The organism is Sphingobium sp. AntQ-1, assembly GCF_028538045.1.
Taxonomy (GTDB): Bacteria; Pseudomonadota; Alphaproteobacteria; order Sphingomonadales; family Sphingomonadaceae; genus Sphingobium; species Sphingobium cupriresistens.
Map to the genome: position 1 here is coordinate 276,216 of NZ_CP117158.1, position 13,712 is coordinate 289,927.

General features: G+C 64.3%; 15 protein-coding genes. 7 read left to right on the forward strand and 8 right to left on the reverse strand.

Annotated elements, in window-relative coordinates; all coding sequences use genetic code 11:
- The first annotated feature begins 25 nt into the window (after positions 1 to 25).
- Positions 26 to 727 (forward strand): hypothetical protein, encoded by a 702-nt coding sequence (locus sphantq_RS01375; RefSeq protein WP_272799383.1) that lies wholly within the window; start codon positions 26 to 28, stop codon positions 725 to 727.
- Positions 728 to 749: 22 nt separating this feature from the next.
- Here sphantq_RS01375 and gatB read toward each other — a convergent pair whose 3' ends face one another.
- The 4 genes from gatB to gatC are packed head-to-tail and all read right to left on the reverse strand — an operon-like array spanning position 750 to position 4,483.
- A complete protein-coding gene (gatB, locus tag sphantq_RS01380) occupies positions 750 to 2,246 on the reverse strand; it encodes an Asp-tRNA(Asn)/Glu-tRNA(Gln) amidotransferase subunit GatB (RefSeq protein WP_272799384.1) in 1,497 nt (498 codons plus the stop codon).
- On the reverse strand, positions 2,243 to 2,668 hold the full coding sequence (locus tag sphantq_RS01385; RefSeq protein ID WP_129926317.1) for a hypothetical protein: 426 nt from the start codon (positions 2,666 to 2,668) through the stop codon (positions 2,243 to 2,245). The genes gatB and sphantq_RS01385 overlap by 4 nt, the downstream gene beginning before the upstream one ends.
- A gap of 41 nt (positions 2,669 to 2,709) precedes the next feature.
- Positions 2,710 to 4,194 (reverse strand): Asp-tRNA(Asn)/Glu-tRNA(Gln) amidotransferase subunit GatA, encoded by a 1,485-nt coding sequence (gene gatA, locus sphantq_RS01390; protein WP_272799385.1) that lies wholly within the window; start codon positions 4,192 to 4,194, stop codon positions 2,710 to 2,712.
- A gap of 1 nt (position 4,195) precedes the next feature.
- A complete protein-coding gene (gene gatC / locus sphantq_RS01395) occupies positions 4,196 to 4,483 on the reverse strand; it encodes an Asp-tRNA(Asn)/Glu-tRNA(Gln) amidotransferase subunit GatC (protein WP_066603089.1) in 288 nt (95 codons plus the stop codon).
- Between the two features lie 132 nt (positions 4,484 to 4,615).
- Here gatC and sphantq_RS01400 point away from each other — a divergent pair, with 132 nt between their 5' ends.
- The 3 genes from sphantq_RS01400 to sphantq_RS01410 are packed head-to-tail and all read left to right on the forward strand — an operon-like array spanning position 4,616 to position 6,652.
- A complete protein-coding gene (locus tag sphantq_RS01400; protein WP_272799386.1) occupies positions 4,616 to 5,734 on the forward strand; it encodes a DUF3089 domain-containing protein in 1,119 nt (372 codons plus the stop codon).
- Between the two features lie 32 nt (positions 5,735 to 5,766).
- Positions 5,767 to 6,240, forward strand: a complete 474-nt coding sequence (gene ruvX, locus sphantq_RS01405) for a Holliday junction resolvase RuvX (RefSeq protein WP_066603098.1) — start codon at positions 5,767 to 5,769, stop codon at positions 6,238 to 6,240.
- Between the two features lies 1 nt (position 6,241).
- On the forward strand, positions 6,242 to 6,652 hold the full coding sequence (locus sphantq_RS01410) for a Rap1a/Tai family immunity protein (RefSeq protein ID WP_272799387.1): 411 nt from the start codon (positions 6,242 to 6,244) through the stop codon (positions 6,650 to 6,652).
- Between the two features lie 66 nt (positions 6,653 to 6,718).
- Here the strand turns inward: sphantq_RS01410 and sphantq_RS01415 are convergent, their stop codons facing one another.
- Positions 6,719 to 7,102 carry a MerR family transcriptional regulator gene (locus tag sphantq_RS01415; RefSeq protein WP_066603103.1) on the reverse strand — a complete coding sequence of 128 codons (384 nt, stop codon included), beginning with the start codon at positions 7,100 to 7,102 and terminating at the stop codon, positions 6,719 to 6,721.
- Between the two features lie 68 nt (positions 7,103 to 7,170).
- Here sphantq_RS01415 and sphantq_RS01420 point away from each other — a divergent pair, with 68 nt between their 5' ends.
- Complete coding sequence (locus sphantq_RS01420; protein ID WP_272799388.1) at positions 7,171 to 7,935, forward strand: glutaredoxin family protein; 765 nt, start codon at positions 7,171 to 7,173, stop codon at positions 7,933 to 7,935.
- A 97-nt stretch (positions 7,936 to 8,032) separates the two neighbouring features.
- Here sphantq_RS01420 and sphantq_RS01425 read toward each other — a convergent pair whose 3' ends face one another.
- From sphantq_RS01425 to serB, 3 genes are all read right to left on the reverse strand, one after another.
- Positions 8,033 to 9,523, reverse strand: a complete 1,491-nt coding sequence (locus tag sphantq_RS01425; RefSeq protein WP_443021546.1) for a L,D-transpeptidase family protein — start codon at positions 9,521 to 9,523, stop codon at positions 8,033 to 8,035.
- Between the two features lie 62 nt (positions 9,524 to 9,585).
- Positions 9,586 to 9,837 (reverse strand): hypothetical protein, encoded by a 252-nt coding sequence (locus sphantq_RS01430; RefSeq protein WP_272799389.1) that lies wholly within the window; start codon positions 9,835 to 9,837, stop codon positions 9,586 to 9,588.
- A gap of 198 nt (positions 9,838 to 10,035) precedes the next feature.
- Positions 10,036 to 10,911, reverse strand: a complete 876-nt coding sequence (gene serB, locus sphantq_RS01435) for a phosphoserine phosphatase SerB (RefSeq protein ID WP_272799390.1) — start codon at positions 10,909 to 10,911, stop codon at positions 10,036 to 10,038.
- On the opposite strand from serB, the gene miaA reads away from it, so the two are divergent.
- Both miaA and sphantq_RS01445 read left to right on the forward strand, forming a co-directional pair.
- Positions 10,910 to 11,854: a tRNA (adenosine(37)-N6)-dimethylallyltransferase MiaA gene (miaA, locus tag sphantq_RS01440; protein WP_272799391.1), complete on the forward strand. Its 945-nt coding sequence runs from the start codon at positions 10,910 to 10,912 to the stop codon at positions 11,852 to 11,854. The two genes, serB and miaA, sit on opposite strands and share 2 nt — an antisense overlap.
- A gap of 104 nt (positions 11,855 to 11,958) precedes the next feature.
- Positions 11,959 to 13,710 carry an acetolactate synthase 3 large subunit gene (locus tag sphantq_RS01445; RefSeq protein ID WP_129926325.1) on the forward strand — a complete coding sequence of 584 codons (1,752 nt, stop codon included), beginning with the start codon at positions 11,959 to 11,961 and terminating at the stop codon, positions 13,708 to 13,710.
- Positions 13,711 to 13,712: the final 2 nt, after the last annotated feature.

The following is a 13,712-nucleotide window of genomic DNA, read 5'->3' on the forward strand; positions in this document are numbered from 1 at the left end:
AATTTTCCAAACAAGGGGGGCCAACATGCGTGCTTATTTTCTGGTCGCAACAACTATACTCTTGTCGGCTTGTGCTTCAACGCCAGCCCCCAACTATACGCCCATACGGACGCCAATCAGTTTTCCAAAACTTGGCGAAGAAACGCAAGTTTCGCTCGGTGAGGATATGCTCCGCCAAGGCTTCTACACTGAGGAAGATGGGATCGATTTTTCAACAGAAAATAATATCAAAGGCTATCGCCTGAGCAAAGGATTTTACCCGCAGATCGCCGAAGATAAGGACAATACCTATCATTCCTATCGCATGACCCAGAACCGGGAGGGTGCAGGATATCTGCCGCAGGCGCGCGATTTGCTGGGCCTGCCGTTGCCCTTTCCTCAGTCGATACGCGCTTCAAAGACCAAACAGGAAACCTGCATAATTACAGGTGGTCTCAATGGCCCGATGTGCGATACGGAACATGCTTTTCAAAGGACGCGACAGCCTGTCCTTTCCGATCGTGATTTGCAGCAAACCCTACTTTATAGCGGTCGTGTCGGTGATCGCATCAAGATTGGCTATCGGGAAAGTAGCGGTAGCATCGCACGGCCCGCTTTTTCCAACGAAGCCGAATATGATTTGTCAGCATCAACAGAGATTGCCTATCGCGGTGCACGCATAAAAGTCTTGGCGGCCGATAACCAAAAAATTCGATATGTGGTGCTGTCTAACTTCAACACGAATTAAAATGGCGGAAGAAGGTGCTGGCTTACGCCAGCGCCTTCTTCACCAGTTCGTTGACGACCTGCGGGTTCGCCTTGCCCTGCATTGCCTTCATCGTCTGGCCCACGAAGAAGCCGAACAAAGCCTCCTTGCCGCCGCGATACTGGTCGACCTTGTCGCCATTGTCGGCCAACACCTTGGCCACCGCCGCCTCGATCGCGCCAGTGTCGGACGTCTGCTTCAGCCGCTTTTCCTCGACGATCTTGCCGGGCTTATCGCCGGTTTCGAGCATGATCTCGAACACCTGTTTGGCGATCGTGCCGCTGATCGTGCCGTCCGCGACCAGCGCCAGCAGTTCCGCGCCGTCGGTCGGGCCGACCGGGCTGGTGTCCAACGTCTTGCCCAGGCGATTGAGCGCGCCATAGAGTTCTGACAATAGCCAGTTGGCCGACGCCTTGGCTACGTCGCTCTCGCCCTTGCCCTGGATGCGCGCGGCCTCGCTCACCAGCGTCTCGAACCAGCGCGCCGTGTCGGCGTCGGCGGTCAGCGTCGCGGCGTTATAGGCGGACAGGCCAAGCGCCTGCTCGTACCGCTTGCGCTTGACGTCGGGCAGTTCGGGCAGCGAGGCGCGGCACGCCTCCAGAAACGCATCGTCCAGTTCCAGCGGCAGCAGGTCAGGATCGGGGAAGTAGCGATAATCATGCGCATCCTCCTTCGACCGCATCGACCGCGTCTCGTTACGGTCCGGGTCGTAAAGCCGCGTTTCCTGCACGATCTTGCCGCCCGCTTCCAGCACGTCCACCTGGCGGTTCGCCTCATGCTCGACCACGGCCATCACGAAGCGCACCGAGTTGACGTTCTTCGTCTCCGTGCGGGTGCCAAATTCCTCGCCGGGCTTGCGCACGGACACGTTCACGTCGGCGCGCATCGACCCCTGGTCCATATTGCCGTCGCAGCTACCCACATAGCGCAGGATCGTCCGCAGCTTCGCCAGATACGCCCCGGCTTCGGCGGGTGAACGCATGTCGGGCTTCGACACGATTTCCATCAGCGCCACGCCCGACCGGTTGAGGTCGACATAGCTACTGGTGGGATGCTGGTCATGCATCAGCTTGCCGGCATCCTGCTCGACATGGATGCGCTCGACACCGATGACCTTGGTGCTGGTGTCGGGGTTCTTTTCGTCCAGCACGATCTCGACCTGCCCTTCGCCCACGATCGGGTGATAGAGCTGGCTGATCTGATAGCCCTGCGGCAGATCGGCGTAGAAATAATTCTTGCGGTCGAAGCGCGACCATTTGTTGATCTGCGCGTCGATCGCCATGCCGGTGCGCACCGCCTGGCGGATGCACTCCTGGTTGGGCACGGGCAACATGCCGGGCATGGCCGCATCGACCAGGCTGACCTGCGTGTTCGGTTCCGCTCCGAAGGCCGTGGCGGCGCCGGAGAAGAGCTTGGCGTTCGACGTCACCTGCGCATGGACTTCCAGGCCGATCACGACCTCCCACTCGCCGGTTGCGCCCTGGATGCGATAGCTGCTCATTTTTTCCGTCTGCTTCTGTTCCGGTGATTAATATAGTTGATGATCGTCAATACGGTGTTGCTCATCAGCAAAGCGCCGATCCAGCATTCGCTGAGAACCCGCAGGACGACCACCTCGAAACCCAATTCCCCGCCCGCACGGAAAGCGTAAAGGCCTGCGATCAGGGCGACAAGGGCGAACATCGCGCCCATGGTGAAATCGCCCCGCAGCATGACCGTGTTGCCGACGCACAATCCCAGGATGGAAATGGCGATCAAGATGAAGAAGCGGGCTAGGGTGGCATGATTGTAGGAATGATGGTCGATATTGGCCAGGGAATTGCCGACATAAGCGCTCAATATGGCACCGAACGCAAGATTGAGCGCATTATGCGCTTCCATGAGGACGATCGCGTTGCGTTCATAGAAACCGCCTGACTTCATCGTCTCGCCCCCATGCCATCATGTCTTGCGTCGCTCAGACCTTACCACCACTTGTCCGCCCGCGCGGTAAAGCCCGCCCGTTCCTCGATCGCCAGACCCGCGTTCAGAACCGTCTGCTCGTCCAGCGCCTTGCCGATGATCTGGAGGCCGATGGGCAAACCCTGGCTGTCCAGCCCGCCCGGCACCGCCATCGCCGGCAGTCCGGCCAGCGACGCCGGCACGGTGAAGACGTCGTTCAGATACATGGCCAGCGGATCGGCCTGCTTTTCGCCCAGCGCGAACGACGCGCTTGGCGCGGTCGGGGTCAGCAGCAGGTCGCATTGTTCGAACGCCAGCTCGAAATCGCGCGCGATCAGCGCCCGGACCTTCTGCGCTTGGGTATAATAGGCGTCGTAGAAGCCCGCCGACAGGACATAGGTGCCGATCATGATGCGGCGCTTGACCTCCGGCCCGAAACCGGCGGCGCGGGTGGCGGCATACATATCCTGCAAGCCTGCGCCATCGGGCAGGTCGCGCTGGCCATAGCGCACGCCATCATAGCGGGCGAGGTTGGACGAGGCTTCGGCAGGCGCGATGATATAATAGGTCGGCAGCGCATATTTGGTATGCGGCAGCGACACGTCGACCACCTTCGCGCCCGCATCCTTCAGCCAGGCGATGCCGCGATCCCACAGGGCGGAAATTTCCGCGTTCAGGCCATCAGGGCGATATTCCTTAGGAATACCGACCGTCTTGCCACGCAGGTCGCTCGACAATCCCGCTTCCCACTGGGGCACGGCCAGGTCGAGGCTGGTCGAATCCTTGGGATCGAAGCCTGCCATCGTCTCCAGCAGGATCGCATTGTCGCGCACCGTGCGCGCCATCGGCCCGGCCTGATCGAGCGAGGAGGCGAAGGCCACGATGCCCCAGCGCGAGCAGCGGCCATAGGTCGGCTTGATGCCCGAAATGCCGGTGAAGGCGGCGGGCTGACGGATCGATCCGCCGGTGTCGGTGCCGGTCGCCGCCGGACACAGCCGCGCGGCAATCGCCGAAGACGAACCGCCCGAAGACCCACCGGGCGCGAGGGCGGCATTGCCGCCGTCATTGCGTCGCCAGGGCGAGATCACATTGCCATAATAGCTCGTCTCGTTGGACGATCCCATCGCGAACTGGTCGAGGTTCAGCTTGCCCAGCATCCCCGCGCCCGCCGCCCACAGCTTGCCCGACACGGTCGATTCATAGGTCGGCACGAAGCCTTCCAGCATGTGGCTCGCGGCGGTGGTCTGCGTCCCTTCGGTGCAGAACAGATCCTTCATGCCGATCGGCACGCCGGCCAGCGCACCCAGCGTTTCGCCCGCGGCCTTCGCCTTGTCCGCGGCATCGGCGGCTTCCAGCGCCTTGTCCGGCGTTTCCACGATGAAGGCGTTCAGCGCCTTGGCGGCGGCGACATTGGCGTTGAAGCCTTCCGCCACTTCGCGGGCCGAAAAATCGCCCGCGCGGAAGCCGTCGCGAATTTCCGCGACCGTCAGATCAGTCAGATTGCTCATATTATTCGATCACCTTGGGCACCGCGAAAAAGCCATGTTCGGCCTGCGGCGCATTGGCCAGCACCTTGTCGCGCACATTGCCGTCGGTGACGACGTCCTGGCGCAGCCTTTGGTGGTTGGGGATGACGGCGGTCATCGGCTCTACGCCGGTGACGTCCACCTCGCCCAATTGCTCCACCCAGCCAAGGATGTTGTTGAGTTCGGGCACCATGGCTTCGGCTTCGGCGTCGGTCACCGAAATGCGCGAGAGGCTGGCGATCTTTTTCACGGTTTGAAGGTCTATCGACATGGGCCGCCGCTACCACCCGCGCCGGTCCGCTTCAAGCGCGTTTCGCAGGCTCCGCCCGCATGGCCGCTTTAGCGCCTCTTGCGCGCGCGTGCCCCATGCGCCAGACAAGGGCGACAATTTCGGAGAGCATGGGTGGCCCGCAAATTCCTCTATGTCATCGCGACCCTGGTCGTGCTGGTGATCGCCGCGCTGCTTGTTTACCGCATATGGGGGATGCAGATCATCCGCCTGGTGATGGTGCCGCGCGAAGCCTTTACCCAGCTCCAGCCGCTGCCCGCCAACGCCTATGACGGCGCCGATATGTGGCTGGCGCGGCCCGACATCGTGAAGGATAATGTCGCGCTCTGGACTCCCGCCGGGGTCACCACGCCCAAGACGAGCCAGAAGGCCACCATTTTCTTCATCCACCCGACCAGCTACATCACCACCTTTGGCGACGCGCACTGGAACGCCCGGATCGGCGACAAGGAAGCGGACGCCACCGCCCGCCGTTTCGTGATGGGGCAGGCCAGCGCCTTCAACGCCGCGGGCGCGGTCTGGGCGCCGCGCTATCGCCAGGCCAATTATGGCGCCTTCCTGACCGACAAGCCGGCCGGCGACCAGGCATTGGCCGCCGCCTATCGCGACGTGGCCCAGGCCTTCGCCGCCTTCCTGAAGGCCAATCCCACCGGCCCGCTGATCCTGGCCGGCCATAGCCAGGGGTCGCGCCACCTGCTGCAACTGCTGCGCGAACAGGTGGCGGGCAAGCCGGTCGCCGACCGCATCGCCGCCGTCTATGCCGTGGGTTGGCCAGTATCGGTGGAGGCGGATCTGCCCGCGCTCGGCCTGCCCGCCTGCGGCCGGCAGGACCAGGCGCATTGCATCGTCAGCTGGCAAAGCTATGCCGAACCGGCCGATCCCTCCGCCGTGGTCGAAAGCTTCGAACGCAAGACCGGCTATACCGGCAAGCCCCGCAAGGGCACGCACATGCTTTGCACCAACCCGATCACCGGCGCGTTCAACGGCGCGGCCCCGGCCAGCGCCAACAAGGGCACGCTCGACGCGCGCGAACAGGGCCAGCCGCCCAAGCTGCTCACCGGCATCGTCCCCGCGCGCTGCGACACCAGCGGCGTGCTGATGATCGGCGAGCCGGTCGACATGGGTCCGTTCACCCTGCCGGGCAACAATTACCACGTCTATGACTACAGCCTCTTCTGGGGCAATGTGCGCGAGGATGCGCAGAAACGACTGGCGGCTTTCACCGGCAAGTGACTCTTGTCTGAAGACGTGGCAGGGCGAACGCCATGACACTGGTTACAACGGATCGCGCGGCCTTCCGCGCGGCGCTGCCGCAGGGCGGACGGCTGATCGGCATGGATGTCGGCACGAAAACGATCGGGCTGGCGCTGTGTGACGCCGAATGGTCGATCGCCAGCCCCGCCTACACCGTCACGCGCGGCAAGTTCAGCAAGGACAAGATCGGCCTGGCCGCCTTCATGACGCAGCAGAATGTGAAGGGCATCGTCATCGGCCTGCCGCTGAACCTCGACGGCACCAATAGCCCGCGCAGCCAGTCGAGCCGCGCTTTTGCCCATAATGTCGCGGACCTGGGCTGCCCGGTGCTGCTGTGGGACGAACGCTGGTCGACCCAGGCCGTCACCCGCACCCTGCTGGAAGCCGACGCCAGCCGCGCCCGCCGCGACGAACTGGTCGACAAGCTCGCCGCCAGCTACATATTGCAGGGCGCGATCGACGGGCTGGTCGCGGGGATGGAGTGAGATGACCATGCAGCCCCAACATTGGCTCTACGCCGCTCTCTTGGCCACTGGCGCGGGCCTGCCGATCGCGGCGCAGGCCGGATTCTACAGCGGCGACGCCCTCTACGCCGTCTGCACCGCCGACAAGGAAGGCAAGGATTATTTCGAGAAAAGCTATGAATGCGTCGGCTATATCAGCGGCGCGGTCGATGCGTTCAACACGACGCGGGAGGCCAACAAACTGAAAAGCTGCATCCCCGGCGACGTGACGATCAACCAGTTGCGCGTAGCCACGGTCGATTATCTGGGCAAGAACCCGATCGACCGCCAGCAATCCGCCTCCTCCCAGGTCTTCGCCGCGATCCGCAAGGCCTGGCCCTGCGCAAGTGCGGCCAAGGCGCCGGCGAAGAAGAAGAGCCGCAAGAAGCGCTGAGGGCGGTTGGCAGAAGGGCGCGGCGCTTTTGGGTAGGTAGACTCTACTCCGCCTGTTATTCCACTCTCACCCCTCGAACGCCGCGATGATCGGGCACGGCCCTTCCTCGCTCGCATGACATTCCCGCGCCAACCGCTCCAGAGCGCTCCGCGCCGCCTGCAATTCGGCGATCTTAGCGTCCAGCGCCGCGATCCGATCCGCCGCCAGCGCCCGCGCCCGCGCCCGGTCCTGTCCGGCGTCCAGTTGCAGCAACTCGCCGATCTGCTCCAATGTGAAGCCTGCCCCCTGCGCCGAGCGGATGAAGCCCAGCCGCCGCGCATCACTGTCACCATAGCGGCGCACGCCCTCGCCCCGCTCTGGCGTGTCGAGCAGGCCGCGCCGCTGGTAATAGCGCACCGTCTCCACATGTACCCCGGCCGATCGGGCCAGTGTGGAAATCGTCATGCTCATCTCTTGACTCCGTACCATGGTACGGCCCCTATATGGGGCGCATCCGTCCCATGACCAAGGATGCCAAGATGACCAGCCCCGACCCCAAAACCGGCGAACGCAGCGCCAGCATTTATCGCATGGTGATGCCCGGCCACATCTGCCCCTATGGCGTCAAGGCGCGCTGGCTGCTTAAACGCCACGGCTATGATGTGGACGATCACTGGCTGAAGACCCGCGCGGAAACCGACGCATTCAAGGCGCAGTATGACGTCAAGACCACGCCGCAAATCGTCATCGACGGTCAGCGGATCGGCGGCTATGACAATCTGCGCCGCTATCTCGGCCTCAAGGTCAAAGACCCCAACGCGACCAGCTATGTGCCGGTGCTGGCGGTGTTCGCCGTGGCGGCGCTGCTTGCGCTGGCGGTCGACTGGCTGACGTTCCTGCCGCTCGTTTCCTTCATGACGCTGGAGCGGTTCGTCGCGATCGCGATGATCCTGCTCGCCATGCTGAAATTGCAGGATGTGGACCGGTTCGCGACCATGTTCCTGAACTACGACCTGCTCGCCCGCCGCCTGCCGCCCTATGGCCTCGTCTATCCCTTCCTGGAACTGGGCGCGGGCGTGCTGATGCTGACGCGGACGCTCGACTGGCTCTCGATCCCTGTCGCCCTGTTCATCGGCGGCATCGGCGCGGTATCGGTGTTCAAGGCGGTCTATGTCGAAAAGCGCGAGCTCAAATGCGCCTGCGTCGGCGGCGGCAGCAATGTCCCGCTGGGTTTTGTGTCCCTGACCGAGAATGTGATGATGGTCGCGATGGCCCTGTGGATGGTGGCGGGGATCGGACATTAAACCCGACGTCCGTTCGGGCTGAGCGAAGCGAAGTGACTTCGCTCCGCTCAGCCAAACCCTTCTACTTCGCTCAGGGCGAACGGTTTGAGTGATAGCCTCACTCCCCGTCCCGCCCATAAACATCCAGCAGGAACTGCACCCCCTGCGCGGTCGGCACCGCGGTCAGATAGGTCAGGAACACCGGCACCGGCTGGGGCAGCGGTTCATGCTGTTCGGGCGCATCGCTGTCGGTCGTCGGCGTCTTGCCAAAGAACCAGCGGCCCAATCGCTGCGCATCCTCCAGCCGGACGCAGCCATTGCTATAATGGCGATCCTTCTTGGCAAACAGGTCGCGCTGGGGCGTGTCGTGCAGATATATGCCCAGATCGTTGGGGAACATGAACTTGATCCGCCCCATGGCGTTGGTGCCGCCGGGCAACTGCCGCACGCGCACTTCGCTCTGTCCGGCCGCCACCGCCTCCCAGTCGATCGCGCTCTGCGCCAGCGGCGCAGGATTGGCGCTCCAGTCGGACAGCGCTTCATAACGCAGGCTTTTCAGCGACGCGCCGCTCAGGATCTTGGGCGCAACCTTGCGCTCCACCAGGTCGGACGGAATGTTCCAATAGGGGTTGAGCGTCGCATAACGGATCATCCCCGCCATCATCGGCGTCTGCGTTTCCTTCGTCCCGGCGACGACCTTCATCGTGCCGTCCAGCGCGCCCTTGCTATAATACCATAGCCGCGCCGATGCGGCGTCCACCACGACATGGCGGGTCCATGGGCCGGGCAGGACGCGCGCCCGTTCCAGATTGAGCGCCAGCAGCCGGTCGTAGCGGTCCGGCCCGTCGTTCAGCGCCGCAATCGTCATCGCGCCGGCGACGCCGTCGGGCTTGAGGCCATGGTCGGTCTGGAACGCCTTCACCTTCGCCGCCAGCGCCTTGTCATAGGCGACGCCGTCCGACAGGCCGATCCGATGGCGCAGCAGCGTGATTTCTGGCGCCTTGCCGCCGGGGCGCAGCTTGACGCCTTCGGGGATCTGCACCGCGGGCAGTCCGCCCCATGTGTCGAGATAATGCGCCCGCGCGCTGCGCAACCGCATATAGAGCGGACTCATCCACCCGGCGGTCTGGATATAGTCGGTGAGCGATGGGGCCAGCGATGCGGCGCGCACAATATCGGCCGGGCTGGGCGGTTTGGGTTCCGCCTCCTGATCGATATAGCGCATCTTCACGCCCCTGGCCGGGCGGCGCATGTCGGCGACCAGCGCGGCGAAGGCGCGCGACAGAGCGAGGTCGGCGCGGGCCAGCGCCTTGGTATTGCCCTCGGTGTCGGCCACGTCGATCAGGCGCTTGAGGTCGCGCGCGTCATAGTCGCGCGGGCTCAGGCCATCGGCCTCGCTATCCGCGATCAACGCCAGAAGCGCGTCGGCCTGCGGCCCGATGCGATCCTGTTCAACCCAGAGCGGCCAGAAACCGCGCGGGCTGTAGAAATCCCTGAGCTTGCCGCTGACGCCCGCGCGAATTTCGGCGGCGACGCTCGATTGGGCGGCCTTGTCGGCCGCGGCGCCCTGCGCCTGCACCCCGTGGGGAATTACGGCGGCGGCCAGCAGACAGGCAAGCAGCGAAAGCGAAGGGGCGCGACGAACTCGCCGCGCCCGAAAAGCCGCGTGGATCAGCCGCGTTCTCCCCGGCGGGTCGGCGGCGGCGGCGGCGGCGGGCAAGGCGGACCCTGGACGGCGTGGTAGATGCCATCGGCGGTATAATAGCCATCGACATAGCCGTCGCCATCGCGATCGGCCGCGACGGTGCCGGCGATGGCGCCGGGTCCGACCGGCGGCGCGGCCGTGACCGGCGCCTCATTCTTGGCGCAAGCGCTGAGCGCCAATAGCCCGCCAGCGGCCAAAGCCAGATATTTATAGTGCATAGAAACTCCCTGAACGCCTGGGCGGCAGGCCGCCTTGCGCCGTTAGACTCCTCGCCGCGACCCATGCGGCTCGATCCCAACGTGCGGGCACGGAATAAAATCCATTACTCGAACGAAATGACGATGAAGCGTGGCCGATCAGCGGCGAGCCGCCATAAGCAGACGAAGGTGTTCCCGCGTAGGCGGGAACACGCTGCCCTACTCAGCCCATTCCGCCGAGGGGATGCCCTGCGCATAGAGCAGCACCGACAGGTCGCCATGCACGATTTCGGCGGCGGCGGCGGCACGCGTCACCGGCTTGGCGCGATAGGCGACGCCCAGCCCCGCCCCCTGGATCATCGGAATGTCGTTGGCGCCATCCCCCACCGCCAGCGTCAGCGCCCGGTCGATCCCGCCCGCGATCGCCGCCTCCAGTTCCGTCCGCTTGCGCGCGGCGTCCACGATGGGCGTGGTCACGGTGCCCAGCAAGGCGCCGTCGGCGATCTCCAGCACATTGGCGACGTTCGCGTCGAAACCGATCTCGTCCGCCACCGGCCCGGTGAAGCGGGTGAAGCCGCCCGACACCAGCAAGGTCTTCGCGCCCCGCGCCTTCATCGTGCGGACCAGCGCCTTGGCCCCGCCCATGACGACCACGCGCTCTTCCCTGCACTGGTCGATGGCGCTGTCGGGCAGGCCCTTGAGCAGCGCGACCCGGCCATGCAACGCGCCCTCGAAATCCAGTTCGCCGCGCATCGCCCGCTCGGTGATTTCGGCGATCTGCGGCTTGATGCCCGCATAGTCGGCCAGTTCGTCGATGCACTCGACGGTGATCATGGTCGAATCCATGTCCGCGATCAGCAGCATCTTTGCGCGGCCCTCTACCGGCTGGACGATCACGTCCACCTTGTCGCCCACGCCGGTCAGCGCCGCGCGGGCCGCGACCGGATCGATCGTGAAGAAGAGATCGGCGGCCTTGCCCTCGTCCAGCCATGCGACATCGCCCGGTTCGCAGCCTGCATTGCGCAACCGATCAGCGGCGGCGGCAATATCCCCCTGCCCGATTCGATCACTTGCCACTAAGGTCGCGACGAACATGCACACTCCTGAACCATCTTCGAGCGAATCCCGCCCGCGCGTCGCGCTTATTGCCGGACCCACCGCCAGCGGCAAGAGCGCGCTGGCCATCGCGCTCGCCAAAGCCACCGGCGGCATCGTCATCAATGCCGACGCCAGCCAGGTCTATGCCGACCTCGCCATCCTGTCCGCCCGGCCGAGCGCGGCGGAAATGGGCGACGTCCCCCATCGCCTCTTCGGCCATATCGATGGCGTGGAGGCTTGCACCGCCCCGCGCTGGGCGGCCGAGGCGAAGGCGCAGATCGATGCGGCCCATGAGGCTGGCAAGCTGCCGGTGCTGGTCGGCGGCACCGGCCTCTATATCCGCACCCTGCTGGACGGGATCGCCCCGGTGCCGGAGATCGACCTCGACATCCGCGCCGCCGTGCGCGCCCTGCCGGTCGCCGACGCCCATGCCGCGCTAACCCGCGAAGACCCCGAAGCCGCCGCCCGCCTGGCCCCGGCCGATGCCACCCGCATCGCGCGCGCGCTGGAGGTGGTGCGCTCGACGGGCCGCCCGCTCAAGATATGGCAGCAGCATAAGGCAGGCGGCATCGCGGGCCGCATCACCCTGGCCCCCATGATCCTGCGCCCGCCGCGCGACTGGCTGGTCGACCGCTGCGACCGCCGTTTCGCGCAGATGGTCGAGGCTGGCGCGATCGCCGAAGTGGAGGCGCTGCTGACCCGCAACCTCCACCCCGACCTGCCGGTGATGCGCGCGATCGGCGTGCCGGAGATCGCCGCCTATCTGCGCGGAGACAGCGATCTGGACAGCTGTATCGCGAAGGCGACCCTGGCCACCCGCCAATATGCCAAGCGCCAATATACCTGGTTCACGAACCAGCCCCCGCCGACTTGGCCGCGCGAGGAACGAGAAATAGATGCCAAAATTACCGACGAATTAGTAATTAAATTACAACTATAGGGGTTGACCCGTCATTTTATGTCCACTAGAGGCAGCCTCCTTGCCATCGCAGGCGTGCTGTCGCAAAGGACGTCGCCCTGCACCTAGAACAGAAGGATTTTATCGTGGCCGAAAAGAGCGGCGCGGACATATTGGTTGAATGCCTGATCGATCTCGGTGTCGAGGTCGTGTTCGGCTATCCCGGCGGCGCGGTGCTGCCGATTTATGACGCGCTCTACAATCATCCCACGATCAAGCATGTGCTGGTCCGCCACGAACAGGGCGCGACCCACATGGCGGAGGGCTATGCCCGATCGACCGGCAAGCCCGGCGTCGTGCTGGTCACGTCCGGTCCCGGCGCGACCAATGCCGTCACCGGCATCACCGACGCGCTGATGGATTCGATCCCGATGGTCGTCATCACCGGCCAGGTGCCGACGCAACTGATTGGCACCGACGCCTTCCAGGAAGCCGACACGATCGGCATCACGCGCCACTGTTCCAAGCACAACTATCTGGTCAAGACGCCCGGCAAGCTGGCAGAAGTGATTCATGAGGCGTTCCATATCGCCACCACCGGCCGCCCCGGCCCGGTCGTCGTCGATATCCCCAAGAACGTCCAGATCGCGACCGCGCCTTATGCGAAGCCGCAACTGAAGGTCCATGCCAGCTACCGTCCGCAGACGAAGGCGGACGCGGCGGGAATCGACGCGGCGGTCGAAATGCTCGCCGCGGCCGAACGCCCGGTCTTCTACACCGGCGGCGGCGTCATCAACTCCGGCCCGCAGGCGAGCGCCTTGCTGCGCGAACTCGCCGCGCTGACCGGCGCGCCCGTCACATCGACGCTGATGGGCCTGGGCGCCTTTCCCGCGTCGTCCGAGCAATGGCTGGGGATGCTGGGGATGCACGGCACGTTCGAAGCCAATTGGGCGATGAACCAGGCCGACCTGATCCTGTGCATCGGCGCCCGGTTTGACGATCGCGTCACCGGCCGTCTGGACGCCTTTGCGCCGGGCAGCCGCAAGGTCCATATCGATATCGACCGCAGCTCGATCAACAAGATCGTCGATGTCGATGTTCCCATCGTCGCCGACATCGCCAGCGCGCTGGAAGACATGATCGCCCTGTGGAAGCAGCGCAATCACAGACAAGTCGATCTGACGCAATGGTGGTCGCGGATCGATGGCTGGCGTGCGAAGCGCAGCCTGGACTATGCCGAAAACGGCGTCGAGATCATGCCCCAGCGCGCGATCGCGAACCTCTATGCCGCGACGCAGGCGACCGGCAAGGACGTCATCATCACCACCGAAGTCGGCCAGCACCAAATGTGGGCGGCGCAGCATTTCGGCTTCGACGCGCCGAACAAGTGGCTGACGTCCGGCGGCCTTGGCACCATGGGCTATGGCTTCCCGGCCGCCATCGGCGCGCAGATGGGCAATCCCGACAGTATCACCATTTGCATCGCGGGCGACGCCTCGATTCAAATGAACATCCAGGAACTGGGCACGGCCAGCCAGTATCGCCTCCCGGTGAAAATCTTCATCCTGAACAATGAATATATGGGCATGGTTCGCCAGTGGCAGGAACTGACCTATGAAAGCCGTTACTCCAACAGCTATTCGGACAGCCTGCCCGATTTCGTGAAGCTGGGCGAAGCCTATGGCTGGACCGGCATCCGGATCGAGGGGCCGCAGGAGCTGGAGGCCGGCATCCGCCAGATGCTGGAAACCGACGGTCCGGTGATCGTCGATTGCCGCGTCGCGAAAATGTCCAACTGCTTCCCGATGATTCCGTCGGGCGCATCCCATACCGACATGCTGCTTGATCCCAACCAGATTGCCGGCGTGATGTCGGACGAGGCGAAGGCGCTGGTATGATG

What these genes read in the sequence shown, in the direction of transcription:
- sphantq_RS01410 (WP_272799387.1), top strand. Translation starts at nt 6,242, where the DNA reads ATGACCATGCAGCCCCAACATTGGCTCTACGCCGCTCTCTTGGCCACT.
- gatC (WP_066603089.1), bottom strand. Translation starts at nt 4,483, where the DNA reads ATGTCGATAGACCTTCAAACCGTGAAAAAGATCGCCAGCCTCTCGCGC.
- serB (WP_272799390.1), bottom strand. Translation starts at nt 10,911, where the DNA reads ATGTTCGTCGCGACCTTAGTGGCAAGTGATCGAATCGGGCAGGGGGAT.
- sphantq_RS01420 (WP_272799388.1), top strand. Translation starts at nt 7,171, where the DNA reads ATGACCAGCCCCGACCCCAAAACCGGCGAACGCAGCGCCAGCATTTAT.
- ruvX (WP_066603098.1), top strand. Translation starts at nt 5,767, where the DNA reads ATGACACTGGTTACAACGGATCGCGCGGCCTTCCGCGCGGCGCTGCCG.
- sphantq_RS01385 (WP_129926317.1), bottom strand. Translation starts at nt 2,668, where the DNA reads ATGAAGTCAGGCGGTTTCTATGAACGCAACGCGATCGTCCTCATGGAA.
- sphantq_RS01415 (WP_066603103.1), bottom strand. Translation starts at nt 7,102, where the DNA reads ATGAGCATGACGATTTCCACACTGGCCCGATCGGCCGGGGTACATGTG.
- sphantq_RS01375 (WP_272799383.1), top strand. Translation starts at nt 26, where the DNA reads ATGCGTGCTTATTTTCTGGTCGCAACAACTATACTCTTGTCGGCTTGT.
- gatA (WP_272799385.1), bottom strand. Translation starts at nt 4,194, where the DNA reads ATGAGCAATCTGACTGATCTGACGGTCGCGGAAATTCGCGACGGCTTC.
- sphantq_RS01430 (WP_272799389.1), bottom strand. Translation starts at nt 9,837, where the DNA reads ATGCACTATAAATATCTGGCTTTGGCCGCTGGCGGGCTATTGGCGCTC.
- gatB (WP_272799384.1), bottom strand. Translation starts at nt 2,246, where the DNA reads ATGAGCAGCTATCGCATCCAGGGCGCAACCGGCGAGTGGGAGGTCGTG.
- miaA (WP_272799391.1), top strand. Translation starts at nt 10,910, where the DNA reads ATGCACACTCCTGAACCATCTTCGAGCGAATCCCGCCCGCGCGTCGCG.